Source organism: Roseibium sp. SCP14, from assembly GCF_040329475.1.
GTDB lineage: Bacteria > Pseudomonadota > Alphaproteobacteria > Rhizobiales > Stappiaceae > Roseibium.
This window is the reverse complement of record NZ_JBDZYH010000003.1, coordinates 611,005-637,274: the sequence shown is the minus strand read 5'-3', so window position 1 is coordinate 637,274 and position 26,270 is coordinate 611,005. Positions and strand designations below refer to the sequence as shown.

At 54.3% G+C, this 26,270-nt stretch carries 23 protein-coding genes; 13 read left to right on the top strand and 10 right to left on the bottom strand.

Features of this window, described 5'->3' with window-relative positions; translation table 11 throughout:
* Positions 1 to 116: 116 nt before the first annotated feature.
* Positions 117 to 908, bottom strand: coding sequence for a class I SAM-dependent methyltransferase (locus tag ABLQ08_RS15535; protein ID WP_352943868.1), 792 nt, complete (start codon positions 906 to 908; stop codon positions 117 to 119).
* Positions 909 to 1,208: 300 nt separating this feature from the next.
* A complete protein-coding gene (gene galU / locus ABLQ08_RS15530) occupies positions 1,209 to 2,102 on the bottom strand; it encodes a UTP--glucose-1-phosphate uridylyltransferase GalU (RefSeq protein WP_352943866.1) in 894 nt (297 codons plus the stop codon).
* Between the two features lie 352 nt (positions 2,103 to 2,454).
* Here galU and kdsA point away from each other — a divergent pair, with 352 nt between their 5' ends.
* Together kdsA and eno are read left to right on the top strand one after the other, a co-directional pair.
* Positions 2,455 to 3,300, top strand: a complete 846-nt coding sequence (kdsA, locus tag ABLQ08_RS15525; protein WP_352943864.1) for a 3-deoxy-8-phosphooctulonate synthase — start codon at positions 2,455 to 2,457, stop codon at positions 3,298 to 3,300.
* Positions 3,301 to 3,439: 139 nt separating this feature from the next.
* The gene (gene eno / locus ABLQ08_RS15520) at positions 3,440 to 4,714 is read left to right on the top strand and encodes a phosphopyruvate hydratase (RefSeq protein ID WP_352943863.1); all 1,275 of its coding nucleotides are present in this window, start codon (positions 3,440 to 3,442) and stop codon (positions 4,712 to 4,714) included.
* Positions 4,715 to 4,806: 92 nt separating this feature from the next.
* On the opposite strand, the gene ABLQ08_RS15515 is transcribed toward eno, so the two are convergent.
* From ABLQ08_RS15515 to ABLQ08_RS15500, 4 genes are all read right to left on the bottom strand, one after another.
* Entirely contained in the window at positions 4,807 to 5,481 is a 675-nt protein-coding gene (locus tag ABLQ08_RS15515; protein ID WP_352943861.1) for a DsbA family oxidoreductase, read from the bottom strand.
* 95 nt (positions 5,482 to 5,576) lie between these two features.
* Positions 5,577 to 6,758, bottom strand: coding sequence for a hypothetical protein (locus ABLQ08_RS15510; RefSeq protein WP_352943859.1), 1,182 nt, complete (start codon positions 6,756 to 6,758; stop codon positions 5,577 to 5,579).
* 25 nt (positions 6,759 to 6,783) lie between these two features.
* Complete coding sequence (locus ABLQ08_RS15505; RefSeq protein WP_352943857.1) at positions 6,784 to 8,415, bottom strand: class I adenylate-forming enzyme family protein; 1,632 nt, start codon at positions 8,413 to 8,415, stop codon at positions 6,784 to 6,786.
* Between the two features lie 24 nt (positions 8,416 to 8,439).
* Positions 8,440 to 10,311, bottom strand: coding sequence for an extracellular solute-binding protein (locus ABLQ08_RS15500; protein WP_417714917.1), 1,872 nt, complete (start codon positions 10,309 to 10,311; stop codon positions 8,440 to 8,442).
* Between the two features lie 265 nt (positions 10,312 to 10,576).
* Between ABLQ08_RS15500 and ABLQ08_RS15495 the strand changes: the two genes are divergently transcribed.
* Positions 10,577 to 11,188 carry an invasion associated locus B family protein gene (locus tag ABLQ08_RS15495; RefSeq protein WP_352943855.1) on the top strand — a complete coding sequence of 204 codons (612 nt, stop codon included), beginning with the start codon at positions 10,577 to 10,579 and terminating at the stop codon, positions 11,186 to 11,188.
* Between the two features lie 90 nt (positions 11,189 to 11,278).
* Here ABLQ08_RS15495 and hspQ read toward each other — a convergent pair whose 3' ends face one another.
* From hspQ to ABLQ08_RS15480, 3 genes are all read right to left on the bottom strand, one after another.
* Positions 11,279 to 11,602 (bottom strand): heat shock protein HspQ, encoded by a 324-nt coding sequence (gene hspQ, locus ABLQ08_RS15490; protein ID WP_352943853.1) that lies wholly within the window; start codon positions 11,600 to 11,602, stop codon positions 11,279 to 11,281.
* Between the two features lie 102 nt (positions 11,603 to 11,704).
* Entirely contained in the window at positions 11,705 to 12,745 is a 1,041-nt protein-coding gene (locus tag ABLQ08_RS15485) for an HpcH/HpaI aldolase/citrate lyase family protein (protein WP_352943851.1), read from the bottom strand.
* A gap of 84 nt (positions 12,746 to 12,829) precedes the next feature.
* Complete coding sequence (locus ABLQ08_RS15480; protein ID WP_352943849.1) at positions 12,830 to 13,807, bottom strand: lysophospholipid acyltransferase family protein; 978 nt, start codon at positions 13,805 to 13,807, stop codon at positions 12,830 to 12,832.
* Positions 13,808 to 14,033: 226 nt separating this feature from the next.
* Between ABLQ08_RS15480 and ABLQ08_RS15475 the strand changes: the two genes are divergently transcribed.
* Positions 14,034 to 14,984 carry an AEC family transporter gene (locus tag ABLQ08_RS15475; protein WP_352943847.1) on the top strand — a complete coding sequence of 317 codons (951 nt, stop codon included), beginning with the start codon at positions 14,034 to 14,036 and terminating at the stop codon, positions 14,982 to 14,984.
* A 69-nt stretch (positions 14,985 to 15,053) separates the two neighbouring features.
* Positions 15,054 to 15,470, top strand: a complete 417-nt coding sequence (locus ABLQ08_RS15470; RefSeq protein WP_352943845.1) for a DUF1801 domain-containing protein — start codon at positions 15,054 to 15,056, stop codon at positions 15,468 to 15,470.
* Positions 15,471 to 15,483: 13 nt separating this feature from the next.
* On the opposite strand, the gene ABLQ08_RS15465 is transcribed toward ABLQ08_RS15470, so the two are convergent.
* Complete coding sequence (locus tag ABLQ08_RS15465; protein WP_352943843.1) at positions 15,484 to 16,686, bottom strand: UbiH/UbiF family hydroxylase; 1,203 nt, start codon at positions 16,684 to 16,686, stop codon at positions 15,484 to 15,486.
* A 208-nt stretch (positions 16,687 to 16,894) separates the two neighbouring features.
* Here ABLQ08_RS15465 and ABLQ08_RS15460 point away from each other — a divergent pair, with 208 nt between their 5' ends.
* From ABLQ08_RS15460 to xdhC, 8 genes are all read left to right on the top strand, one after another.
* Positions 16,895 to 17,830, top strand: coding sequence for a DUF2182 domain-containing protein (locus ABLQ08_RS15460; protein ID WP_352943841.1), 936 nt, complete (start codon positions 16,895 to 16,897; stop codon positions 17,828 to 17,830).
* Positions 17,831 to 18,004: 174 nt separating this feature from the next.
* Entirely contained in the window at positions 18,005 to 18,721 is a 717-nt protein-coding gene (locus ABLQ08_RS15455; RefSeq protein WP_352943839.1) for a CDP-alcohol phosphatidyltransferase family protein, read from the top strand.
* Between the two features lie 286 nt (positions 18,722 to 19,007).
* Positions 19,008 to 19,985 carry a quinone oxidoreductase family protein gene (locus ABLQ08_RS15450; protein ID WP_352943837.1) on the top strand — a complete coding sequence of 326 codons (978 nt, stop codon included), beginning with the start codon at positions 19,008 to 19,010 and terminating at the stop codon, positions 19,983 to 19,985.
* Positions 19,986 to 20,050: 65 nt separating this feature from the next.
* The gene (locus ABLQ08_RS15445) at positions 20,051 to 20,950 is read left to right on the top strand and encodes a LysR family transcriptional regulator (protein ID WP_352943835.1); all 900 of its coding nucleotides are present in this window, start codon (positions 20,051 to 20,053) and stop codon (positions 20,948 to 20,950) included.
* Positions 20,951 to 21,050: 100 nt separating this feature from the next.
* Positions 21,051 to 21,401: a hydroxyisourate hydrolase gene (uraH, locus tag ABLQ08_RS15440; RefSeq protein WP_352943833.1), complete on the top strand. Its 351-nt coding sequence runs from the start codon at positions 21,051 to 21,053 to the stop codon at positions 21,399 to 21,401.
* Positions 21,402 to 21,404: 3 nt separating this feature from the next.
* Complete coding sequence (gene xdhA, locus ABLQ08_RS15435; RefSeq protein WP_352943831.1) at positions 21,405 to 22,886, top strand: xanthine dehydrogenase small subunit; 1,482 nt, start codon at positions 21,405 to 21,407, stop codon at positions 22,884 to 22,886.
* A complete protein-coding gene (xdhB, locus tag ABLQ08_RS15430) occupies positions 22,870 to 25,209 on the top strand; it encodes a xanthine dehydrogenase molybdopterin binding subunit (protein WP_352943829.1) in 2,340 nt (779 codons plus the stop codon). The genes xdhA and xdhB overlap by 17 nt, the downstream gene beginning before the upstream one ends.
* Complete coding sequence (gene xdhC / locus ABLQ08_RS15425) at positions 25,206 to 26,216, top strand: xanthine dehydrogenase accessory protein XdhC (protein ID WP_352943828.1); 1,011 nt, start codon at positions 25,206 to 25,208, stop codon at positions 26,214 to 26,216. The genes xdhB and xdhC overlap by 4 nt, the downstream gene beginning before the upstream one ends.
* Positions 26,217 to 26,270 lie beyond the last annotated feature (54 nt).

Below are 26,270 nucleotides of genomic sequence, written 5' to 3'. Positions count from 1 at the left end.
TACGCCATCCGGGCTGTTTCGGATCATTTCAAAACAGATTGGAACGGTCGCGATTCAAGAGGCTTGGCGGACCAAACAACTCGAGCAGACATTGCGAGGGTGGCCGAGGAGATCCCTCAAGCGCTGTTGGAACTTGGCTTGCGTGCATGGGTGGCGAAAAAGCAGAAGCTCATCAGCCAGACGTTTGGATTATCGAGAAGCGCACCTACTTCCTCTCGGTCTGCATTGGACAGGTATCCCTGCTTGACCAGATCGGGCAGCACGATATCAAACGTCATTCGATACACGGCGTGGGCGGGATCGCCAGTGTTCCGGCTATTGAACAGAGCCGTTTCACCGCGGACTGAAATCACATCCAATCCGATTTCGGCGAGCTTCTGCGGCACTCTCCTTCCAGTGAAGTAGTCGATATCGCGGCGTGCGCCCCATTGAAAAAGCGCCTGCCAGAGGCGTTTCCAGACCGGGTGATCATCACTGAAGGCGGGATGTATGTCGGGTTCGATATACAGAATATGTCCACCCGGACGCACCATCTTGGCCAGATTGCGGGCAGCCGAATCGTGATCGGCCAGGTGTTGATGCACCGTTCTGACCACTGCGAGATCGAAACACTCGCTGTAGGTCGGTGAAAGCGTGATGTCCAGTTTCTCGGTTCGAATTTTCGGATGGTCGATCTCGTCGATAAATTTCGTCTGCAGATCGGTGCACAGGATGTTGCCCGCTTCTTCCAGTTGATCGGCAATCCATTTCGAAACGGAGCCAATGCCGGCTCCGATCTCCAGACACTGCCAATCAGGTCGAATACCTACCTGTTCAAGGATGTGGAATGTGTAAGGGTCAAGCAGGGCTGCCAAAGCCTCAAGACGGTGATACTCAGACTCATCATAGTCTGTAATGACATATCGCATTGTGCCCTCCAGCAGTTTGCTGGCAATCGACCAGGAAACGTGTGTTCTACAGAAACTGTGTGTAAGCCAATTCTGCAACCGAAAGAGGTGGCTAGGCAATCCATCACATATCTGTTTGTGACGAGAGCGGCACGCAACAACCGGAACCAAACCAATTTTCTCGCATTCGTTCAAAACGAGTGCTCTCGTTTTTTCGCTAACATGCTTATGCGGTTGCAAAAAAGCCGGACGCTCCATGCCTCCGGCCTGATTGAGAAAGTTGTTTGGCGTTCACTTGGCTGACGGGCCTGTCCGTAGTTCCTATTCGGCGGCTACAGGCTTCTGGATCATCTCTTGCATGAAGGGGACCAGGTCCTGGGCAAGCTTGGGATCGTCCATACCGAATGCGATATTTGCGCTCAGGAAACCTGACTTGCTGCCGCAGTCATAGCTGCGTCCCTCGAACTTGATCGACGAAAACGGCTGCTCTTTCATCAGCGTCAACATGCTATCAGTCAGCTGAATCTCGCCGCCGGCTCCTTGTTTCTGGTTAGACAGAAGATCAAAGATTTCAGCCTGAAGAATATAGCGGCCGGTGATCATCAGATTGGAAGGGGCTGTGCCAGGAGCCGGCTTCTCAACCATATTGGAAATGCGGCTGGCGTTGGCGTTGATGCCCTCGGCCAATTCGACAATGCCGTAATTATGTGTCTGGTCTTCAGGCACTTCTTCCACCGCGATGATGTTGCCACCTGTCTGGTCGTAAAGGTCGACCATCTGTTTCAGGCAGCTGACTTTCGACTTGATAATCACGTCGGGCAGGAGGATGGCAAACGGTTCATCACCGATGATGTCGCGGGCACACCAGATAGCATGCCCGAGCCCCAATGGTGCCTGTTGACGGGTAAAGCTAGTCGAACCCGGTTGCGGACGATGTTTTTCCAACAGCTCCAGGGCTGCAGCCTTGTTTCTTGCCTTCAGGGTATCTTCAAGCTCGTACGCCATATCGAAATGGTCTTCGATAACCTGCTTGTTCCGGCCGGTCACAAAGACAATATGCTCAATACCCGCAGCTCGCGCTTCATCGACAACGTATTGAATGATTGGCCGATCAACGATCGTCAGCATTTCCTTGGGCACAGCCTTTGTAGCCGGCAGAAAGCGTGTACCAAGCCCTGCGACGGGCAACACGGCTTTTCGAATGGGTTTATTCATAAGAAAACTTCCATTTAACGTCTTTTGTGAACCCTATTAGCATCTGTCACCGGTTACTCAAACAACCATCGAAGATCCAATCATGCTAGCCGCAAGACCTCCCAAATGTATTACCAGAAAGAAAAAAAGACCCGCAATGGATCGAATGAACTCATTTTCTGACCAGCCTGGAAGGGCTTGCTCTTCGGCGAGAAGATTGTGCTGATATTCGGCAAAATCGAGGCATGGCACTACTAAATCGATTTAAGGTTCTCAAATTCTCACAATCGCCGATATTGCGGTGCGATCAAAAGGGCGCTATGGAACACGCAAATTTCTGTCGGTAACGACGACCTACTGAAAATGGTGAGTGATGACGCAGGCTAACCGCGAAGTAGCTGTTGGAAATGTAACGTTTAGCAATAGTGCAGCTTTCAGCCTGATGGCAGGGCCATGTGCTCTTGAAAGCCGCGACCACGCACTTGAATGTGCTGCTGCCATCAAGGAAATCACAGACAAGCTCGGGATTGCGACCGTCTATAAGTCGTCTTTCGACAAAGCGAACAGAACGTCGTTGTCTGGAGGACGCGGTGTAGGCTTGAAAGACGCCTTGCCGATTTTTGCCGAGATCAAAGAAAAATTCGGCATGCCTGTTGTTACGGACGTTCACGCTGCGGACCAATGTGCACCGGTTGGCGAGATCGTGGATATCCTGCAGATCCCGGCCTTTTTGTGCCGCCAGACAGACCTGCTTGTTGCGGCAGCACAGACCGGTAAAACGGTTAATGTGAAAAAAGGACAGTTCCTTGCTCCCTGGGACATGAAGAATGTCCTCGGCAAGGTCACCGGTTCGGGCAATCCGAACGTTCTTTTGACCGAGCGCGGCGCGAGTTTTGGTTACAACACGCTGGTTAGCGACATGCGTGCGCTGCCAATCATGGCACAGACCGGCGCACCGGTAGTGTTTGACGCCACGCACTCGGTTCAGCAGCCGGGGGGGCAGGGTGCGTCTACTGGCGGTGACCGTACGATGGTTCCGGTACTCGCGCGTGCTGCTGTTGCCGTCGGTGTCGCTGGCCTCTTCATCGAAACACATCCTGATCCGGACAATGCACCGTCTGATGGACCAAACATGGTTCCCATGAAAGACCTTGAATCGCTGCTGCGCCAGTTGAAGGCGCTTGATGAAGTCGTCAAATCACCCGGTGGTGCCGTCTAGTTGTGAAGCCGCATGTTTGATGCGGCTTTTTCTTGCTGAGCTTTGCTCGCGAAATCAGGCCGTTGAAACGGCTGTCGAAGTAGCCGGACCTTCCACCGGCTAAACGTATGTTCTGGACCATGTGACAAGGAGTCCTTCCATGACCGCTATTATCGATGTTGTCGGCCGTCAAATTTTTGACAGTCGCGGAAACCCGACCGTTGAAGTTGACGTATTCCTGGAAGATGGCTCCTTCGGGCGCGCGGCTGTTCCCTCCGGTGCATCGACAGGTGCACATGAGGCGGTCGAACTGCGCGACGGCGGTGACCGCTTTATGGGCAAGGGCGTGCAGCAAGCCGTGGATGCGGTAAACGGTGAAATTTTCGAGACGATTGGTGGCCTCGAGGCAGAAGACCAACTGCAAATTGACCAGGCAATGATCGACCTGGACGGCACCGGCAACAAGGCCCGACTTGGCGCAAATGCCATTCTTGGTGTTTCTCTTGCAGTTGCACGTGCTGCCGCACAAGCTTCAGGCCTTCCGCTTTACCGGTATGTAGGGGGGACGTCCGCACGCACGCTTCCGGTTCCGATGATGAACATCATCAACGGTGGGGCGCATGCCGACAATCCGATTGATTTCCAGGAATTCATGATCATGCCGGTCGGCGCGGACTCGCTGAGCGACGCAGTCCGCATGGGTTCTGAAATCTTCCACACACTGAAGAAAGCGTTGAACGCTGCGGGTCACAACACCAATGTAGGTGACGAAGGTGGATTCGCGCCGAACCTGGAATCAACGGACGCTGCAATCGGTTTCGTCATGAAAGCGATCGAAACCGCCGGTTACAAACCGGGCGACGATGTCTTCCTGGCACTAGATGCAGCATCCACTGAGTTCTTCAAGGACGGCAAGTATGTCCTGGAAGGTGAAGGAAAGTCCCTGGCTCCGGAAGAAATGGCGAAATACCTGGCCGACCTGGTATCCCGCTATCCGATTATCTCTATCGAAGACGGCCTCGCCGAAGATGATTGGGACGGTTGGAAAGCCACGACCGACTTGATCGGCAACAAGTGTCAGCTCGTTGGTGACGATCTGTTCGTGACCAACTCGGAACGCCTGCGCAAAGGCATCGACATGGGTGTCGCCAACTCCATCCTTATCAAGGTAAACCAGATCGGAACGCTGTCTGAGACCCTTGATGCGGTCGAAACTGCACATAAGGCGGCTTACACTGCTGTCATGTCGCACCGTTCCGGTGAAACCGAAGATTCGACCATTGCCGACCTGGCTGTAGCAACCAACTGCGGTCAGATCAAAACCGGCTCTCTTGCACGTTCCGACCGGTTGGCAAAATACAATCAGCTGATCCGTATCGAAGAAGAACTCGGACCGCAGGCCATCTACGCCGGACGCTCAATCCTTCGTGGCTGATCAATCATTGCCCGGTTGATTCAATCAATGACATTCAAAACAAAGGCCCCGCCGAACGGCGGGGCTTTTTTGTGAGCAAAGACAGTTGAAATTTACCCCGAGAACTCCGCTTCGGGGTTCGTACGGGTTTCTTCGGCGTGCAATAGCGCCGCCGCGATAGTTTCAGCCTTTTCCGCACCCGCCAGGACAAACCGGCCATCTATGATGAAACAGGGTACTCCGGAAACCCCGGACTCCTGAGCCTTAGCGATTTGAGCCTGAACCTTGTCGAGATCGGTTTCGGTTTCAAGCAACTGCTCAACGAGATCCGACTGCATTCCCGCCTCGGCTGATATACGGACCAGGGTTTCTGGTCTGGTCAAGTCTTCTCCCTGCAGGAAATAGGCGCGGAAGAGAAGTTCCACGACTTCATCCTGCAGATTGTCGGACCGTGACCACAGGATCAATCGATGACAATCCAGCGTGTTGGGAGACAGCTTGATCGCATCGAAAGCAAAATCGATTTGCTCGTCCTGTCCCGCCGCTTCGATTTGGCTGTAGAAGGCCTTGGCGCGCTCAAGGCCACCGAACTTGTCACTGAGGTACTGTTGCCGGTCTTTGCCGGTTTTTGGAAGTGTTGAATCGAGTTGAAACGGATGCCACCGGACCAGGACCGGCAATTGAGGCAAAGATCGCAGAGCGGCTTCCAACCGTCTTTTGCCGATGAAGCACCAGGGGCACATGACATCCGAAACGACATCGACGGTAATGGGAGAAGCTTCGCTCATTGAGGTTCCATATGTTGAACTGGCAAATTAAGAGCCTACTGAATTCTTGAGATATTCCAATCTCATATTCAGGGCACAATTAGGGCTAATTGCCGCTAAAGCTGTGTATGGCTCAAAATGGAGTTGATCCGTTTTTGCAGACGGCTGGTTCCGGCTTCGTTTTTCAAGACGGCGACCGGTCCAAGTCCACGCACAAGGCATACGAGGTCTTCATCTCGACTGGTCGCATCGGCGATGGAAATCAACGTGTTGTAGATCTCTTCCAGATCATCGGGCGTCCTGATTTCCAAACCGAAATTTTCAGGTTGCAAACGCATTTCCCAAAGGTCCAACCCCTTGACCGCCAGTGCGTTGCTGCAGGTTTCCAGGTAGTTTGTATAGTGTTCTACGTCCAGCCCGCCATGATTGATCTGCTGACGCAGCCAGACATGACTCTCGGCTAGAATGCGATCTGCCAAGCGTCGTCTCTTTCCGAAACGTATCGCTGAAACGAGCCTCGCCGTCAGGGTTTCCCGCCGATTTTCACCGACCAGAACATCAGATGCACCGTTTCGAAACAGCAGGATTGAATCTTCTTCGTGTTCACAAACGGCCAAAACGGGGAGACCGGCAAATCGAGCGTCTCTGCGTATTTGCTGCATATAGTCAATAGCGTCATCGAAAGGAGCGTCGACCACAACGGCATCAAAGGCTCGTTGAGACATGAATTCGACGGCCATGTTGCCGTCGAAAGCACCTACCACTTCGACCTTTTGCTCGCTCGCATCCTGCCATTCCAGATAACGACCGCTCAGGCCGACAACCAACAGGCTGCTTGAGCCTGAATGATGCGGCGCAGAACCAAAACCGGGAATCCGGCCGAACACCCGTCGTCGCAGTTGAGCTTCTTCGGATCGCAAGAGCGCTCGCTGGTGAATACAAATCAGCATGAGCAAGACATCGTCGGGCACGACCTTGTCGATGATCGCTGTTGCCTGAACGCCCTCCGGCAACTCGTCTTTGCTACCTGTCAGGACATAAAAGGGAACATCACAAGGCAGATCCTTGACCTGAGGAGCAAGCCAGTCAAAAAAGTCACCAAGCTGAGATAGATTGATTGCGGTCACGTCAACAACAACAGCAGCCGGCAACGCCCTCGGTAGAACGCTTCCGCGTTCAAACATTTTTACCAGAGAAATATCCAGATCTTCCGGTGCATCGACATTGCCGCTGCGTCTGGGACGTCTTCCGGCATACCAATAAGGCCCTCGCCAGGAGAGCGATGTTTCAACATCCATGCTCTTTTCCCGTTTGGGTCACGATTTACGCCACTGCCGCTGGCAGTCGCTGTGTGCGCATCGTCAATCGCTCTCGGCAAATTGTTCCGTCAGCGTTCCTCGGCAGCGACTGCAAAATCAGCACCCTGTGCGGTATCTTGGCCAGATCAACGCCCTCGGCATCCAGATAGGCAAAAAACGAACCCGCATCCGGAACGTTTCCTGCATCGGGAACGAGCGCGGCATACATTCTGGCTCCCAGGATCGGATCCTCTACAACAAACGCGGCTGCTTCCCGAATGCCCGGGTAGCCGGCGTAGATCACGTCGACTGTTTCAAGGTTGCCCGTTCCAAGGGCATACAAACCGGGAATGCCGAAGCCGGAAATTCCGTCTTCCACCAATTCAACCTTGATATTGGTGTTCAGAAAGCCCGTTCCTTCCCAGCGCACCCGGCGCTGATCACCATTGATCGTCCGCCAACCGATATCGGGTACCATTGGACCTTTGACCAACAAAGTAGGAGTTTGCTCCTCTACTTCATCCGTCACTGCAATTTCCAGAAGGGCTGGCCCGCTCTCGCACCCGTTCGGCCCGCTATGCTTTCCCAGGGCAGTTGCCTTCATTTTTGCAGAAGGTCCTCTCGCCTTTGCCAGAAGTGCGAATTCGTCTGCCACGTGCACATCCACCAACCGACGTCTTGCCACGAAAGTGGACGGATGCGGCGCCGAGATGTTCCAGGCTGCAAGTATCGTTGTGTTGGAACTCTCTAACTTTCTGTCGAGCGTCTGCGCCAGAGGCCCTGGCGTGATGACAACGTCAGCATTTACCTCGTTTGCATGCGCTGCAAGATTTGCAAGCGAGGTCGGATGATGGAGATGGAGTGTGCTTCCTGTGAGAAGACAAGGCACGAGACCCGCGCCCAAACCGGTCAATCCGCTGAGGGAGTAGGGAGCAACGATGGCACTGCCATCTTTGATATGTGCTTCCTGTACCACCATTTGGGCAGCTGAAATCCAATGGTTGTGACATCGGCTGACCGGAACGTTTTCTTCGCCGCTTCTGCTCCAGCAGATGGTAGCGGTGTGGTCCGCTGGCTCGGGTCGTTCGGTCGGTGAAAACTGGAGATCGTCCCCCATTTCCTCAAGCATCGGAGCGAGTTCAATCAGTCCGTCCGGTATGTCCTTGCCAAGACCGAATACGAAGCGCAGGGAAAAGAGGTCTGCGGCGACATCTCGCGCGGCGGAGCCGACGTCTCTCGTCTCGACACGATCTGCGGCAATAAAGCCTTTGGCCCCAATCGAGTTCAACGCCTCAAGTACGTTTTTCTGGCGCCAATGCAGGGGCAGGGGAGAAATGATCAGGTCGGCACGCAGGGCCGCAAGCAAAGCAATTACGGTATCGACCGTATTCGGCGCCTGTATGCCGATCACATGATCAGCTGACAATCCAACGGTGCTGAAGAATGCCGCCAGACGGTCAATTTCCCGGTCAGCTTCGGCATAGGTAAGGCTTCGGGGCGTTCCCCCGGTCCACGTGACGCGGTCGGACGCATCCACCAGAGCCAATCGATCCGGGTGATCGGCAGCCGTCTGGCGGAACAACTCATCAAGCGGTACATCGGACCAAACTCCGCTTTCATGATACTCCTTGGTCAGGCTCTCAAGCGTGGCTTTCATATTATCTTTCGTCCATTGGTCCGATTATTGGGCGTCTGCCGACCACCAGGTGTCAAATTCGTGCCCGTAAAGAGAATGATGTTGTGGTGGCACCACCTGCTTCCAATGCGCGACCCAATCTGCTGAGACGTGATAAAGGGGAACGGCGTAGGCGCCGGAAATGAGCACACGATCAAATGCACGCACCGCGTCGACGAAATTCTCTCGGCTACGAGCTCCAACCAGTTCGTCAATCAGTGCGTCGATTGCTGGCTCTCTTGCTCCAACGAAGTTGAATGATCCTTCGGTCTCCGCAGCTTTCGACGACCAGCGGCCGTATTGCTCTGCCCCTGGGGAAAGGGATGCGTACCAGGTGTTGAACACCATGTCGAAGTCCCGTTTGGTTCTTCTGTCCTCAAACTGCGACGGATCTACACTGCGCACTGAGGCGTTTATCCCGAGCAGCTCGAGCGTGCGGATATAGGCGAGCGCCAGCTTCTCTTCGTCTTCGTTCTTTGCGAGGATTTCGAAGGACAGCTGATTGCCGGTCTTTTCATCTACAAGCTTCCGATCCTTGAGGCTGTATCCCGCCTTTGCAAACTCTGCCAGAGCTGCCCGAAGAACCTTTCTGTCACGGCCCGATCCATCGGCGTCTGCCGGCCGCCATGTTCCTTCCATAACCTCCGGATCGACAGCGTCGGGAAACGGCGCCAGAAGCTCGCGTTCCCGATCACTCGCAGGTCTCCCGATCGATGACAGTTCGGAATTGTCCCAATATCCGGCAGTTCTTTTGTAGAGGCCGTAATAAAGGTTGCGATTTACCCACTCGAAGTCAAAGAGCATTCTGAGTGCTTTGCGAACTGTACGATCGGAAAATTGTTCTCGGCGAGTGTTGATCGCTATGCCCTGCATGGGAGCAGGCACACCACGAGGAATTTCGAGCTGTATGACGTCGCCGTTTTTGGCTGCTGGGAAATCAAAACCCGTCGCCCAACGGGCAGGGTCTCTGAACTGCAGAGCCTGCACCAACCCTTTCTTGAAGGCTTCCTGCAACGTTGTCTCGTCCCGGAAGTACTCGACGCGAATTTCGTCGAAATTGTCAAACCCGGCCTTTACCGCTAGGTCCTTCGCCCAGTAGTCGGGATTTTTCTCATAAACGACCAGACGTCCGGGTTCGATTGTCTTGAATTTGTAGGGACCGGAACCGACAGGTGGGTTCAGCGACGATTTGTCGAAATTTTCAGCATCCGTGTTCTTTTTGGAAAAGATCGGAGCGAGCGCGATCAAAAGTGGAAGCTCCCGGTTGTCTCCGTTCTCAAAAACCAGTTTGAGGCGGTTTGGAGCGGTAACTTCCTTTTCCTTGATCGCGGCATACCAGTTCCGGTAAGGCGGGCGACCTTTGTCTCTTATGATCTCAAGTGAAAAGATAATGTCATCGACGGTAACGGGGCTGCCGTCGGAAAACTTCGCATCTGGATTGAGTTCAAACTCGATCCATTCCCGGCTGTCGGGCATCCGAACGCGCTGTGCGATGAGCCCATAGAGCGAGAATGGCTCTGCGTAGGAGCGGACGAGCAGGCTTTCCAGAATGTTGTTGCCGAACTGGCGTTCACGCATACCGCGCGCGGAAGTCCAGCCTCCCTGAACGATAAAGGAATTCAGGCTGTCGAAAGTCCCCTGAACGCCCAATGTAATCGTTCCACCCTTCGGAGCCTCCGGATTGGCATAGGGAAAAGGTTCGTCTGGACCTAGCGCAGGCGAACCGTGCATGGAAATGGCATGCGTCCAGGGAACGGACTCGTCGTCGGCCAAGAGCGTAGCCGAGCTTCCGGCTGCAACGAGAAATGTCAGTGCGGCAGCAAGTCGCCCGACATTTTTGCATTCAAAAGAAAAGTCGATATCTTTCAAGAAACGCATAACCACCGCCTGAGATTCCGTTGATTCTCAACTCTGAGAATATCACATGGTTAATTGAGGTGCGCCTCGTACAAGTCATAAAGACCAAGATATACAGATTTGAATCTTTTGAAGGGTCTGCGTTGCAAATCGGTCACCCTATCGCCCAAATTAGGTGCCTTACCATGTTTTCACGGTTCGAATGTTCTGACAGGCCTTGCGGTTGTATCCGGAATGCCTCAGAACAACGCGAAAGTTTCGCACACGCACGATTGAGGACGTTTCGATGAAGAGTGTTTTGAAAAGAGGATTATTCGGATGCGCAACGGCTGCATTCGTGGCCTTGTCTTCTTTTGCAGGTGCTCCAGCAATTGCCCAGGAAGAAAAAAGCCCTTGGACGAAGGCATGCAACACCAATCCGAATACGAAGAAGGAAATCTGCTTCATTTCGATTGAGCTACGCACCAATACCGGCCAGTTCTTGAGCAACATCGCCATTCAGGAAACTGAAGGCGAAGCTCGCAAGAAGTTGCTTGTGGCCGTTCCGACCGGTGTTCTGATCCAGCCGGGTCTGCGTATTCAGATCGACGACAGCAAACCTGTTCAGGCCAAGTACAGCATTTGTGCGCCAAACGCCTGTTATGCCGAGCTGGCAATTGATGACACCTTCATCAATGCCATGAAGCAAGGCGGTGAAATGCGGGTTGCTCCGTACAACCAGCAAGCCAAGGAAATCGTCTTCAAGATGACGTTGATCGGCTTCACAAAGGTTTATGACGGCGAACCGATGAACCTGGCAGAGCTGCAGAAGCGTCAGGAAGAACTGCAGAGCGAATTGCAGAAACGTGCTGACGAAGCTCGCCAGAAGCTCATCGACGCGCAACAGGAAAGCCAGTAGGTTTCGGCGCAAGCAAAAATCAAAAGGCCGGCGCAAAATTGCGCCGGCCTTTTTTTGTTCTATTCGATTTTAAATCGAGGAACGCGCGTTCTAGTGCATTTCGACACTGCGTGGCACGTAAGAGCCGTCGTTCTGTTCCTCGAAAATCTCTTCTACTTGCGGATGCCGGACCGGTTCACCGGTCAAATCCGGTTCCAGGTTCTGCTCACTGACATAGGCAACGTACTCCGTCTCCTCGTTTTCAGCGAGAAGGTGATAGAAAGGCTGGTCACGGCGGGGGCGAACATCTTCCGGTATCGCGTTCCACCATTCTTCCGTGTTGCTGAATGTCGGGTCGACATCGAAGATTACGCCCCGAAAGGGGTAAATCCGGTGCCGGACGACCTGACCTATTCTAAATTTTGCCGTTCGCATGGTTACTCGTCCGCCTACTGCATGCAATGCCGGGATACCGTGTCGGCAACCTGCTTGCAAGCGTTGTAATATTAAACATTACGCGACGAGGCTTGCGATTTCCTAAAGACCATAAACCTCAGCCAGTTCAGAATCTTTCGTGGCAACCAGTTTTGCCAGGTCCACGATCACCTTGGCCTGCTTCCAGGTCGCGTCGTCCTGCATCTTGCCATCAATCATCACCGCACCGGTTCCGTCGGGCATTGCCTCGAGAATTTTTCGTGCGAATGCGACTTCACCCGGATCCGGCGAGAAGACCTTCTTTGCAATGTCGATTTGTGTCGGGTGAAGGGACCATGCGCCGAGACATCCCATCAGAAATGCATTGCGGAACTGGCTTTCGCAGGCTTGCGGATCAGAAAAATCACCGAATGGTCCATAATAGGGCTTCAGACCGTATGAAAGACACGCATCAACCATCTTGCCGACTGTGTAGTGCCAAAGATCCTGCTGATAGGCCGTTCTCTGAGCGCCATCAGCGGTATCGGAAAGCACAGCATAGTCCGGATGACCACCACCAACACGCGTGGTTTTCATACCCCTTGAGGCCGCCAGGTCAGCTGGACCAAGGCTCATGCCATGCATCCGGGGGCTGGCCGCAGCAATCTGTTCCACGTTCTTGACGCCTTCCGCGGTCTCCAGAATCGCGTGGATCATGATCGGTTGGGAAAGGCCTGCTCTGGCTTCAAGTTGTGCCAGAAGCTGATCGAGATAATGAATGTCCCACGCACCTTCGACCTTCGGCAGCATGATGACGTCGAGCTTTTCTCCGACAGTGGGCACGATCTCCAGCAAATCATCGAGAAACCATGGGCTGTTCAGGCAGTTAACCCGGGTCCACAAGCCGGTTGCCCCGAAGTCGTTTTCCTGCGCCATCTGGATGAAACCGCGCCTGGCGTCGGTTTTCGCATCGGCAGGGATCGCGTCTTCAAGATTGCCAAGCACCACATCCACTTTACGAATCAGATCCGGCACCTTGGCCCGCATTTTTTCAATATGCGGTGGCACAAAATGGATCATGCGCTCCAGAGAAACTGGCCGGTCGCGAAAAGGGGGCGGGGCTCCGATGGCGAGCGGCTTGTAAAATGCGCTTGGGGTCTTCATGAAACAGCTATCCTCCTCCTGACTGTCACAATAGCTATAGCGCCTATGTTGCGCTGCAACCATCCCCCGAAAGGAGAAGTCAAGTCACGGGCTGTCCACTTTGGGGGCATTGACTTTGGCGGCAGCACGTCTGGCATGTTTGTCCGCCGCATTCTTACCGGGGGGCGCCCATTTCTTATGGATCCACATCCACTGCTCGGGATGTTCGCGGATCCATGCTTCGAAGACCGCATGGATTTCAGCGGTCGCTCTTTCAATATCGTCCTGGCGATCATTGGTTTCAGGAACTGAAATTGCACGACCTTCTATGTGAAAGTGCACGCCTTTCTTTCGAACAACGCGCCCAAGCACAATTGGCACATTGCAGGACCGGGCGAGGGAAGCAGGAACAGGATTTGCGTAGGCCGGGTGACCAAAGAAGGGAACCTGAACGCCCCTTGCTTCGCGGAGGTCGCCCATCATTGCGACAACACCGCCACTCTTGAGTGTGCTGAGGATCTTTCGTGCCGTCTGGTGTCCCTTTGACAAAAGTCCGCCTTTGTAAAGATCCTGGCGGAGCGACCTCAGCGCCTTGTCGGCTTTTGGATTTCGAAGCGCTTGGTAAACACCGGTTATTTCAACACCTTGGCGAACGGCAGGTTGAACGCAAAGCTCCCAATTTGCGCTGTGAAACGAAACGAACAGGCAACCTGTTTCACCGTTAAGCACCGACTGGGTCATTTCATCAGCATCGATATCAAAGCGAAAGTCCTGCTTAAGAAGGCGATCGATATGAAACGTTTCTGCGGCAACCCTTCCAAGGTTGTCCCACATGCCTCGAACAATCTGTTCGCGTTCCTTTTTGCTCATCTCCGGGAACGCCATCTCAAGATGGTGAAGTGCGCGCTTGTGGCGCGAGTTGAGAGGAGCCAGTCGCCGCCAGAACGATCCCATCACGTAAGACGCAATATCCACCGGAATAAGTCTGAACAGCCGTATTGCAGCTTTGAGAGCTATCCCTTCCACACGGTTCTGAAAGACCGTGAGTTTGGGATGGTTACGCTGTCTTAGTTTTCGCGACATAAACGTGGTGTGCTCTCAGTTTTCAACGCCTTCCCTCAGGAAAAGCAATCTCCGACCGGGTCTTGATGAAAGGGCCCTTGCGATGTGGCTTCAGAACTGCTTGGAATGCAGTTCAACATGCTGACCTCAGTGTCACGCGTCCTTAGCCAAGCAAGGCGCAAGATGCAAGCGCCTTGAGCACATCGCACCGTTCACGCTTGTCGTCACTATAAATATCGGGAATCGAATGCAGGACGTCATTACTCTGGCACTACCGTTTTTCGGCCTGATCCTTCTGGGATTCGGGGCCGGAAAACTGAAAAATCTGCCGGAGGCAGGCCTGAGTTGGATGAACTTCTTCGTTATCTACCTGGCATTGCCTGCATTGTTTTTCCGACTTCTTTCAGAAACGCCCTTTGAGCAACTTGCGAATGTCTCTTTTGTAGCGGCCACAACATTCACAACATACATTGTGTTCGCGATTTCGTTCTGCATCGGTGTGGTGGCAACGAAGGGTAGCATTGGCGAATCCACGATACTGGGCATCGCCGGAGCGTATTCGAACGTCGGATACATGGGGCCCGGACTCACCCTTGCAGTTCTGGGAGAGCAGGCCACCGTTCCAACAGCACTTATTCTGGCCTTTGACAACGCTCTCATGTTCATTCTTGCTCCGCTGTTAATGGCGTTAGCGGGAACCGAGAACGACACAATTGCCGGCACGCTGAAACAGATCGGCTTTCGAATATTTACGCACCCCTTCATTCTGGCGACAATCGCCGGTGTCCTTGCGGCTGCTTTGGAGTTTCGCCCACCTCAAGCAATCGACACTCTGTTGCTCTACCTCAGCAATGCCGCTGCACCATGTGCCCTGTTCGCGATGGGAGTTAGTATCGCGTTGCGGCCTATTGGTCGCTTTTCCGCGGAATTGCCGCTTGTTTTGATGGTGAAGCTTGTCGTTCACCCACTGCTTATTTTTTCGCTTTTGATGTGGCTTGGCGGCTTTGATCCAAGTTGGGTGGCAACAGCGGTTCTCATGTCGTGTTTGCCGCCGGCAACAAACGTGTTTGTCATTGCTCAACAATACGGAACTTATGTCCAAAGAGCTTCGAGTTTCGTTCTTGTTGGAACTGCTGTCTCAATCGTGACTGTCACAGCATTCATCTGGGCACTGACCACAGGGTACCTGCCGACTTGACAGGTCGGGCGCTGAAACTGCCCGTTCGCGGTCGGAATATGGTACTCAACAGCTGGAGGGCAAAAAGCGATGAAAGGAAATCCGGCGGTTCTCGCCCTGCTGGACAGCTATCCTGAGGCACTGAGAAGCGCCCTGGCGACTTTACGGCAGATCATCCTTGAAACGGCGGAGGAAAACGCCGAAGTCGGTGAGCTTGAAGAGACCTTGAAATGGGGGCAACCAAGCTACCTGACGGTTCGACCAAAATCCGGAACGACAGTTCGCATAGACAGGGACAAGTCGGCCCTAGGAGATTACGCGCTCTATGTGAACTGTCAGTCTTCCCTGGTGTCGGACTGGAGGACACTATTCCCCGAACTGGCCTTTGGAGGTGACAGAAGTGTCCACTTCAAATTGGAAGAACCGTTTCCCGAGCAAGCGGTTCGGCACATGATCGCCATGGCGCTGACCTACCACTCCAGAAAACGCAAACCTCAATCAAAATAGGCCTGTTGGGGTTCTATTTGTGCAGCTGAAAGCCGCTTCCGGGCGCCATGCCTTCGCGCATCAGCAATCTGCGGAACGGTCCGACCTTTCCGGCCAGATACATGCCGGTGCTGCGCACCATCTGGACCGGCAGGAAACCGGTCAGCAACGATCTGTTCAAGGCATCGACAGCATTTGTTCGGGATCGAATGTCTTTGTAACGTTTGGTTTCATAGGGTGCCAATGCCGCTTGGCTACCAATATCGAGCTGCTTCGCTTTTGCCTTCGCCACAAGGTTTACAAGATCGGATATGTCTCTCAACGACAGATTGAGGCCTTGTGCGCCGATGGGTGGAAACACATGCGCCGTTTCCCCGACAAGTGCCAAACGTGGTGCCACCAGATTCTTGGCTGTCATGCCCGAAAGTGGAAAACTCTGGACCTTAGATGCGATCTTGAAGGGCCCCAGGATCGAGTGGGCCCGGCGCTCCAGTTCACTTTCCAATTCCTTGGTTGCCATTGCGAGGAGACCTTGCGCGCCGTCCTTGGTTTCAACGCACACAAGTGAAGACTGTCGGCCTGGCAGGGGAACAAGCGTGAACGGTCCGGTCGGTGTATGAAATTCCGTTGAAACATTCTGGTGAGGCAGCCGGTGATCAAGATTGAGCACAACCGCTACCTGAGGGTACGTCCAGGTATTGACGTCTATCTCCGCACTTTCTCGAACAAGAGAATTGCGCCCGTCAGCGGCGACAACCAGTCGCGAGTTAACACTTTTTCCTTCGCTGGTTTCAAGCACGGCTTGCTCAGATCCGAAGTTCACTGCACTTACGCTTTGCTCGACCACTTCGAGGTTTGGCTGTGAACTGCATTTTTCTTCAAGAACAACATTAAGTTCACTGTTCAAGATATTGAAACCAAACTCCTCAAGTCCAAGTTCTGCACTGTCAAAAACAACCTCGGGGGCACGGATCAGACGACCGGTGTCGTCAATCATGCGCATTTTTCGCAAAGGTGCCGCGTTACCCTTAATGTCCTGCCAGACACCGAGATCCTCTAGCTGAGAAAGTGACTGTTGCCACAAGGCCGTGGTCCTGCCGTCAATTCTTGAAGCAGCGGGGGCCAGAAGAACCGTCCTCAGTCCTTGCTGGGCAAATGAAAGTGCCGCTATACGACCAGAAGGACCGCCTCCAACAACGGCGACATCAAATAATTCGGTCTTTTTCGATTTAGGCATGTGACTGACCTGGATGGATTTCTCTCTAATAGAGAAATTGTTCGAATGATCTCGGAATTCAACGGGACGAAACCACGCAGCTGCTTCCTGCTCACCTTTCATATATATTTGATCGCAAACCAAAACATGCGGGAAATCAAACTCTCCAACGACAAGTTCGATTAGGTTGTCGTAGTAGATGACCCAGACGGTTTAACATTCTTTGGACATGACAACGGTAACAAACACAAATCCATCAGCAGGCTCCTCGAAAACCGAAGCGGCACGCACGAGCGGCTGGCCGCTGGTCCTCGTGACAATTGCACTCCTGAGCCTTGCCGGATGGGCATATCTGGCCGCGATGGTTGCGGACATGATACCGGCAATGGATATGACCGAAGCCGGCCCGGGAATGGGAATATTCAATCAGTTCAATATCTTCAAAGGGCTCTCTGCTGAAGCCAGGGCTGCATTGGCAGCGTTGTGCCTCCCTGCGGGGTCCACATTTGGCATGCCCGGCCCGGAAATGACCATTCCGGATCTCCCGAAGATTTTTCTGATGTGGGCGATGATGGCATTGGCAATGATGCTTCCGAGCGCATCACCGATGCTGCGTGCATACACTTTGCAAATCAGTGCGCCTGAGCGCTCCCGAATGGAAATGGCCCTGCCGGCAATCATGGTGGCCTTCGGTTATCTTCTTGTCTGGCTTGGCTATGCTCTGGTTGCAACGCTGTTTCAATGGTTGCTTTCCAGGATAGGCGGGTTGAACGACATGATGGCACCGGTCAGCCTGGCACTGACGACCTCTGTCCTTTTTGCCGCAGGTCTTTACCAGTTTACTCCTGCCAAACGTGCCTGTTTGCAGCGATGCTGGTACCCTCGGTGGTCTTTTTCCGTCGATACCGGTTCCAATCGCATGACAAACGGGCTGCGCGAAGGTCTGGTGCAGGGATGGGCGTGCCTGGGCTGCTGTTGGGCAGTTATGACCGTCATGTTCGCTGTCGGACTGATGAACATCGTCTGGATTGCGCTGCTGGGTGCTGTGATGGCCCTTGAAAAGACATTTCCCAGCAGAATCTTTCCCGTAGCCATAGGTGTTTTTCTGATTTCATGGGCAGCATTTCTGACAACAGTCATCCTGTTCAATGGCGCTGCTTTGTGAGAAACTTACAGAATCGCGACAAGGACTGTTTTTTCGGTTCACACTGTCATACGATTGCAATAATAGTCAGCGCCATCGCCGAAGAGGTCTTTGGCAAGGGATGGGTAGATTTTCACCCATGCGATAACGCGGCATTACTATCGCGCCCCGATCTATCAGTTGTGAGGAAATCCCGTGACGGACATAACGCCAGGCAAAGAGGCGCCGGAACCCGCTCTATTCCTGATCCATGTGTTGACTGCGTTCGGAGCACCGATCGCATTGGTCGCGCTTTTGGCAGGTGCGCAGGGGAACTGGGCCGAGATGTTCGCCTGGCTGGGCCTGGCTTTCTTCGTCGACGGTATTGATGGGCCACTTGCACGCCGTTTCAATGTAGCCGAACGCCTGCCTCGATGGTCAGGTGCCTCGCTTGATTTCGTCATCGACTACGCAACTTACGTGTTCCTGCCAGCATTTGCGCTTTCCTGGAGCCTGATGCTGTCTCAACCGTGGAACTGGATCTGCGGTGGTCTCGTTGTATTCACTGGCGCACTCTACTTTGCTGATAACGGCATGAAGACGCCTGATGGTTCCTTCAAGGGATTCCCCGCCGGGTGGAACATGGTTGTCTTCGGATTGATGGTCCTGTCACCGTCTGAACTCTTCACGATCATCACGGTGCTACTGTGCTGCGCGCTGACTTTTGCACCAATCAGGTTCGTTCACCCGGTAAGGGTTCGTCGGTGGCGTGCAATCACGTTGCCCATTACGCTTTTGTGGATGGGGATGGCCGCCTATGCCATTTTGGACGAAATGTCATTGAACGGTCTTTCCGCGATCGTGTTCACGGGAGCAAGTCTCTACCTGTTCTCCGTGTCTGCCGTGCAGCAGCTTCTGGACCGGGTCGACTGACTGGAGCAGCGTTTTCTCAACGTCGCTTCGACTTCGCTGCACCACACAGTATTGTTCTTCTGTTTCGAACTTGCCTGAAGCGTCCGGTTTCGACGGCTTCAGGTGCGACAACCGCTGCCTCATCTGACCTACAGCATCGATATCAGACTTGAGACGAACGTCTCCGGTTCGGATTTCTATTTCGCTGTGGTCTTTTCGGCAGGCGTTGAAATCATTACTGTTCTTGCCAGGGCCGACCGCCACAACGCAGATTCGACAAACATTCAATCACCTCGGGGAGGAAATAATGGTTCAGGCAATTCGTGTGCACGAGACCGGTGGACCGGAGGTGATGCGCTGGGAACATGTCGAAGTCGGCGAGCCCGGACCGGGAGAAGCTCGGATCCGGCACACGGCTATCGGCCTGAACTTCATCGATACCTATTTCAGATCCGGACTTTATCCGGCCCCGGATGGACTGCCGTTTTCCCCGGGAAATGAAGGTGCCGGGATTGTTCAGACTGTCGGAGAAGGTGTGACGCATGTCAGCCCCGGCGACCGTGTTGCTTATGTGGGGCCGCTCGGCGCTTACGCGCAGGAAAGAATTGTTCCAGCCGACAAACTGGTCGTGATACCTGAAGGGGTTGATGACAAGACGGCCGCAGCCATGATGCTGAAGGGCATGACCGCGCAATACCTGCTGCGCCAGACCTTCAGGGTCGGACCGGAAACAACGCTGCTCTTCCATGCTGCTGCTGGCGGTGTCGGCCTGATTGCCGGCCAGTGGGCAGCCCACTTGGGTGCAACGGTGATCGGCACTGCCGGTTCGGATGAAAAGATCGAACTTGCAAAGGCTCACGGTTATCAGCACGTGATCAACTACAGGACCGAAAACTTTGCCGAAAAGGTGAAGGAGATTACCGACGGCAAGGGCTGCGATGTCGTTTACGATTCCGTCGGACAGGATACTTATCCCGGCTCGCTGGATTGCTTGAAACCACTCGGCATGTGGGTCAGCTTCGGACAGTCATCCGGCCCGATCACCGATTTCAACTTGGGTCTTTTGGCTCAAAAGGGATCGCTGTTTGCCACACGGCCAACGCTCTTCACCTATGTCGCCACCCGGGAAGCGCTGGAAAAGACCGCCGGAGATCTGTTCGACGTTGTCCGCAGCGGAGCCGTCAAGATCGAGATCAATCAGGAATATCGGCTCGCCGATGCAGTTCAGGCTCATCAGGACTTGGAAGGTAGAAAGACCACCGGCGCAACCATTCTGATCCCGTAGGGTGTCGCTAGAAGATGCTTTCAAGCCGGGTACAGGAACTGTCTCGAAATCTTTACAGCCCAGCCATGCGCTATTTTTTGGCTGCGGCTGAAGCTGGATCCATTCGGGCGGCTTCGCGTGAGCTGAATGTTGCCTCATCTGCCGTCAATCGCCAGATCCTTTGGCTGGAAGAAGCACTGGGTATGCAGCTCTTCGACCGGGTGGGCAGACGCATTCGGCTGTCGCAAGCAGGAGAATTGCTGCTTGCTCATATCCGACGGACTTATTCGGATTTCGAGGGCACAGTTGCCGAGCTGGATGCGCTTAAAGGCTTGCGCAGAGGTACCGTTTCCATCGCCTCGGTGGAAAGCGTAGCCGAAAAGCTTCTGCCTGCTGTCATCAGCAGTTTTCGCCGCAGTTATCCCGGCATTCATGTGAACGTTTCGATTTCCTCCTCACAGGAAGCAGCCAGAAAAGTCGAGGCAGCCGAAGCGGACGTCGGCTTCACCTTCGACCCGCCTGAAACGTCGGCGCTGACAATCGCATTCCACCATGATCTGGTTATCGGTGCCCTCATGACGCCAGATCACCCGCTTGCCGGGGAGAGGAAACTGAGCCTCCAGGACTGTTTGAAGTTCCCGGTTGCTCTGCCTGCCGAAGGCCTGTCTCTGCGTACGAGGATCGACTTGGTGCGAGCACATATTCCCGGAGCCTCCAGAACTTATGTCGAAGCGAACTCGCTGCGCCTGATGCGAGCACTGGCAAGGGAGGAGAAGGTTATCGGTTTTCAAACGTTGATCGGCTGCGAAGAGGATCTGGCTTCAGGCGCGCTGGTCTTCAAACCACTTTCGGATGCACCACTTCAGGCTGACAGATTATGTGTGGTAACCTCTTCCTTGCGCGCTCTTGCACTTGCTCCTGGAATGTTTTTCGACCATGCAGTGCTCGCCCTGAAGGATCATCTTCCTTCACTTGATGCCAAATAGGCATCATTGAGTTCTCAAATGAGCGCTTTGGATCCAGACTTTTTTAAGGCACATTTTTCGTAACGGTTTGCGGCACTTTGCCGCGCGAGGGAGAAAACAGATGGGGCGTTTAACAACGCACGTACTCGACACCGCTCTTGGCAAGCCTGCTGAAGGCTTGAAAATCGAACTTTGGTCTCAGGGCAAAAACCCCGAGCACATTTCCTCGCACGAAACCAATGATGACGGTCGGGTCGAGGCACCGATCCTTGCCGGTCCGGACTTTCGAACTGGAACCTACGAATTGAGGTTCCACGCGGGCGACTACCTGAAGGGCACCGGTCAAGAACTCCCCGAACCGCTTTTTCTGGACGTTATTCCGATCCGCTTTGGAATGGCAGAGCCTGACGGTCATTATCACGTACCGTTGCTCCTTTCGCCCTTTGGGTATTCGACCTACAGGGGGAGCTGAGCAATGCGGGACACAATTCGATTTCTCAAAAACGGTGAAGTTGTCGAGCTGGAAAACGTCGGCCCGACCGAAACGGTTCTCGATTACCTGAGGCTTCGCCGTCGGGAAGTTGGCACCAAGGAAGGCTGCGGTGAGGGGGATTGCGGAGCCTGCACTGTTGCCATCGGACGGCTGGTAGACGGCAAGCTTACTTATCAGCCTATCAACAGCTGTATTCAATTGCTTGGGATGATCGATGGTGCCGAACTCGTAACCGTCGAAGACCTGACGCAAGATGAAAAGCTTCATCCGGTGCAAAATGCCCTTGTCGAGTTTCACGGATCTCAGTGTGGCTTCTGCACGCCGGGTTTCGTGATGACGTTGTTCACGCTCTACCATGCAGACTCGAAAGAGAAATCTCGCAAGACCGTGATTGAGTGGCTCGCTGGAAACCTTTGTCGCTGTACAGGCTACAGACCAATCGTGGAAGCTGCTTTGGACGCCTGTTTCGAGACCGTGGACGATGTGTTTTCATGGCGCGCGAACCAGACCCGGGAAAGGTTGCAAGAGCTCGCTGATAGCCGAGACATTTTCATCGGCGACAGCAGCATGTTCTTTTCTGCACCGGCGACACTGGATGGATTGGCTGCCTTTTACGGCCAGCACCCCGACGCAACGCTTGTTGCAGGGGCTACAGACGTCGGACTTTGGATCACCAAGCACTTGCGTGAACTTCCAAAGATGATCTGGCTGGGCCGCATTCAGGGGCTGGATCGCGTAGAAGAAAGTCCGAGTGGCGTTCTTATCGGCGCAACGGCGACCTTCGAGGCTACGGAAGCTGCCATGACAAGGTTGTCTCCCGATCTCGGCGAATTGTGGAAGCGCATCGGATCGAAGCAGGTTCGTGCTTCCGGAACGGTAGGAGGCAACATTGCCAATGGCTCTCCGATCGGAGATTCACCCCCGGCGCTGATAGCGCTCGGCGCGACACTCGAATTGCAGTCAGCCGAAGGCTCGCGAGCGCTTCCCCTGGAAGATTTTTTCATCGACTACGGCAAACAGGACCGGGGAGAGGACGAATTCGTAACCGGCCTTTTCGTACCCCGCCTTACCGGCAGTCAGGTGTTTCGCTGCTACAAGATTTCGAAGAGATTCGATCAGGATATTTCGTCGGTGATGGGAGCGTTCCGTTTCACGGTCGATGACAACATCATTACCGATGCCCGCATCGTATATGGCGGAATGGCAGGCACTCCGAAAAGGGCGAATGGGTCCGAGGCTGCGTTGAAAGGGGCCTCGTTGGAGGACCCGGCAACGTGGGGAGCCGCAATGCAGTCGCTCCTTACGGATTTCACTCCAATGACCGATATGCGTGCCAGCGCGGAGTACCGCATGGAAACGGCTCGCGCCCTTCTTGCCAAGGCGCTCATGGAGGTCAGCGGGACACCGGCAGAAGACCTGCGGGTGCTTGCAAAGCGGGAGGCTGACCATGACCGCGCCGCTTGATCAGAAAAACATGGACATGTCTCTGAAACATGTCCGCAAGCCCTTGGCCCATGACAGTGCCGAAAAACACGTCCGCGGTACGGCCACCTATATCGACGACATCGTCGAGCCGATGGGAACTCTTCATGTCGTGCCGGGATGGTCCAGGCAGGCTGTTCGTGGGCGAATTCAGTCAGTGAATCTTGAAGACGTCGAAAAGGCACCTGGCGTCGTCGCAGTACTGACTGCAGATGATATCAAAGGAATCAACGACTGTTCGTCGGCATTCGGCGGAGATCCGGTTCTTGCTGAGGAAGAAATCCTGTTTTTCGGCCAGGTTGTCTTTGCGATTGTCGGAGAAACACGGGAAGCTGCCCGAAAGGCCGCACTCAAGGCAAAAATTGACGTCACGCCGATCACGCCCATCCTGACACCTGAAGACGCGGTTGACGCTGACACCACGGTTTTGCCTGACTACCAGTTTCGCAGAGGGTCGCCTGAAACCGGTATGCAGGCTTCGGAGGAAGTACTTTCCGGGTCGATGTTCATTGGCGGCCAGGAGCACTTCTACCTCGAAGGGCAAATCGCAATGGCGTTGCCTCAGGAAGACGGCGGCATGCTGGTTCATACATCCACGCAGCACCCGACCGAGGTTCAACATACGGTAGCCAAGGTTCTTGGCGTTCCGGACGCAACGATCACAGCGGAAATCCGCCGCATGGGCGGTGGTTTCGGCGGCAAGGAATCGCAAGCAAACCAATGGGCAAGCCTGGCAGCGCTTGCGGCGCAGAAGACCGGCAGAACCTGCAAGCTTCGCCTGGACCGCGATGACGACATGATCATGACCGGCAAGCGGCATGACTTTAAAGTCGACTGGAAAGTCGGTTACGACACATCCGGCAAGATCAGAGCCGTCGACATGGAGTTCCTTGCGCGTTGCGGTTATTCGGCTGACCTTTCCCTAGGTGTCAATGACAGGACGTTGTTTCACTCCGATTCCAGCTATTTCTACCCGGACGCTCTGATCCGCTCGCGCAGGTTGCGCACGGACACTTGCTCAAACACGGCATTCAGGGGGTTTGGCGGCCCTCAGGGTATGCTCGCGGCCGAACGATTGATCGATGCCATCGCGATCAAACTCGGCAAAGACCCGCTCGAGGTGCGCAAACTCAATTTCTACGACGGCGAGCGGAACCTGACACCGTATGGAATGCCGGTCGAAGAATGGGAGGTGATGCACGACCTCATTTCGCAACTGGAAGAAAGTTCAGGCTATTGGCGACGGCGTGAGGAGATCAGAGAGTTCAATGAAAACAACGCCGTTTTGAAAAAGGGACTGGCTTTGACCCCGGTTAAGTTCGGGATTTCGTTTACTCTCAAACATCTGAACCAGGCCGGTGCGCTGGTGCATCTGTACACCGATGGTTCTGTTCACCTGAACCACGGTGGCACGGAAATGGGGCAGGGCCTTTATCAGAAGGTTGCACAGGTTGTGGCCGAAGAATTCGGAGTGTCCCTGGACAAGGTTGTGATCACAGCGACCAACACGTCGAAGGTACCGAACACCGGTCCGACCGCAGCCTCCTCCGGAACCGATCTGAACGCAATGGCTGCCAAAAACGCTGCGCAAGTCATCAAGGGCAGGTTGATCGAGTTCCTTTGCGAACAGCATCAATGTGGTCCCGAGGCGGTGCATTTCGGCGACAACAAGGTCATTGTCGGCGATCAGAGCTTTGCCTTGTCCGAAATTGCCAAGCACGCCCATATGGCACGCATTCAGATGTCCCATGCAGGTTTTTACGCGACGCCTGGCATTACATGGGATCGGGAAAGTGTCACCGGACGACCGTTTTATTACTTCGCCTTCGGCGGAGCCTGTGCGGAAGTAACCATCGACACCATGACCGGCGAGATGACTGTCGACCGCGTGGACATACTTCATGACGTCGGTCATTCGCTGAACCCTGCAATCGATATGGGTCAAATCGAGGGGGGCTTTGTACAGGGTATGGGCTGGCTGACGACCGAGGAACTGGTATGGGACGAACAGGGGCGGCTGCGCACACATGCTCCGTCAACATACAAGATACCGACGGCGTCCGATCTGCCGGAAGACTTCAGCGTCAAGCTCTATGAAAGTTCCGGTAACCCGAAGGAAACGGTCTACCGGTCAAAGGCAGTCGGGGAACCGCCGGTCATGCTGGCCAATGCGGTCTTCTGCGCGATCACAGATGCGGTTGCTTCGTTGAACCCGGGTGAAGTGCCGGACCTTCACGCGCCTGCAACACCCGAATCCATTATGCGCGCCGTTCAGGACCTGCGCAGGAGAAAGGCCGGGTCATGAGGGTCTGGGGGCACATAGTTGACTGTCTGAAGAGCAGCGGCGCCTGTGCCCTCGTAACTGTGGCTCGCGCCGAAGGGTCCACCCCCAGAGAACTCGGTGCTCGCATGGTTGTCGACGGGGATATGCGTTTCCACGGAACCATCGGAGGCGGTACTCTGGAACTTGAGGCCATACGACAGGCCGCTGCTGCGGCAAATGCAGCCGAACCGACTTTTTTCCTTCGTTCTGTCTCTCTCGGGCCGGATCTCGGCCAGTGCTGCGGCGGACGGGTGGAGTTGGCAATCGAGGTCTTAACTCAAGAAGCATTGAATGAAGCTTGCCGACTTTCTGAACTGGAAGCGTCAGGTACTCCCTTCTCGACAGTGTCTGAACTCAGCGATGGGAAGATCGGCAAACGCCGAATCCATACGAAGCTGCCGTCGCAACGATTTGCCATCGAAAGGAACAGCGACACGAATTCCACGCTCGTGATCGAGCAATTTGGTGCCGCTCACCGCCCTCTTTACGTGTTCGGAGCCGGACATGTTGGCAAAGCGCTGATTCTCGCGCTTGCTCCATTGCCTTTCAAGGTGACCTGGATTGACAGCAGGGCGGACCAGTTTCCCGGACCGGTGCCGGGCAACGTCACAAAAATATGTGTCGAAGAGCCGACGGTTGTCCTGGCTGATGCTCCGGAAGGTGCCTTCGTTCTGGCCATGACCCACTCACACGCGCTCGATGAAGAAATAATGGCACGAGCCTTGCTTCTGCAAAGGTTCGCCTATTGCGGGGTCATCGGCTCCAAGACCAAACGAACCCGGTTCCAGAAACGACTGAAATCAAGGGGACTAAGCGACAGTCTAATTTCAACAATGGCCTGTCCTGTCGGGATCTCGCAGATACGATCGAAGCAACCGGCCGCAATTGCAGCTGGAATCGCGGTCGATCTGTTGCAGAGAGACGAGGCCAATCATCAACAGACCGCTGCAGGCGAGGGGCTTGCACAAATTGTACCACATGGTCAATAAAGCGGCATTCGCTCGGGGGACGGCGTGGCAGAAACAATCCATTCAGAGGTGGAA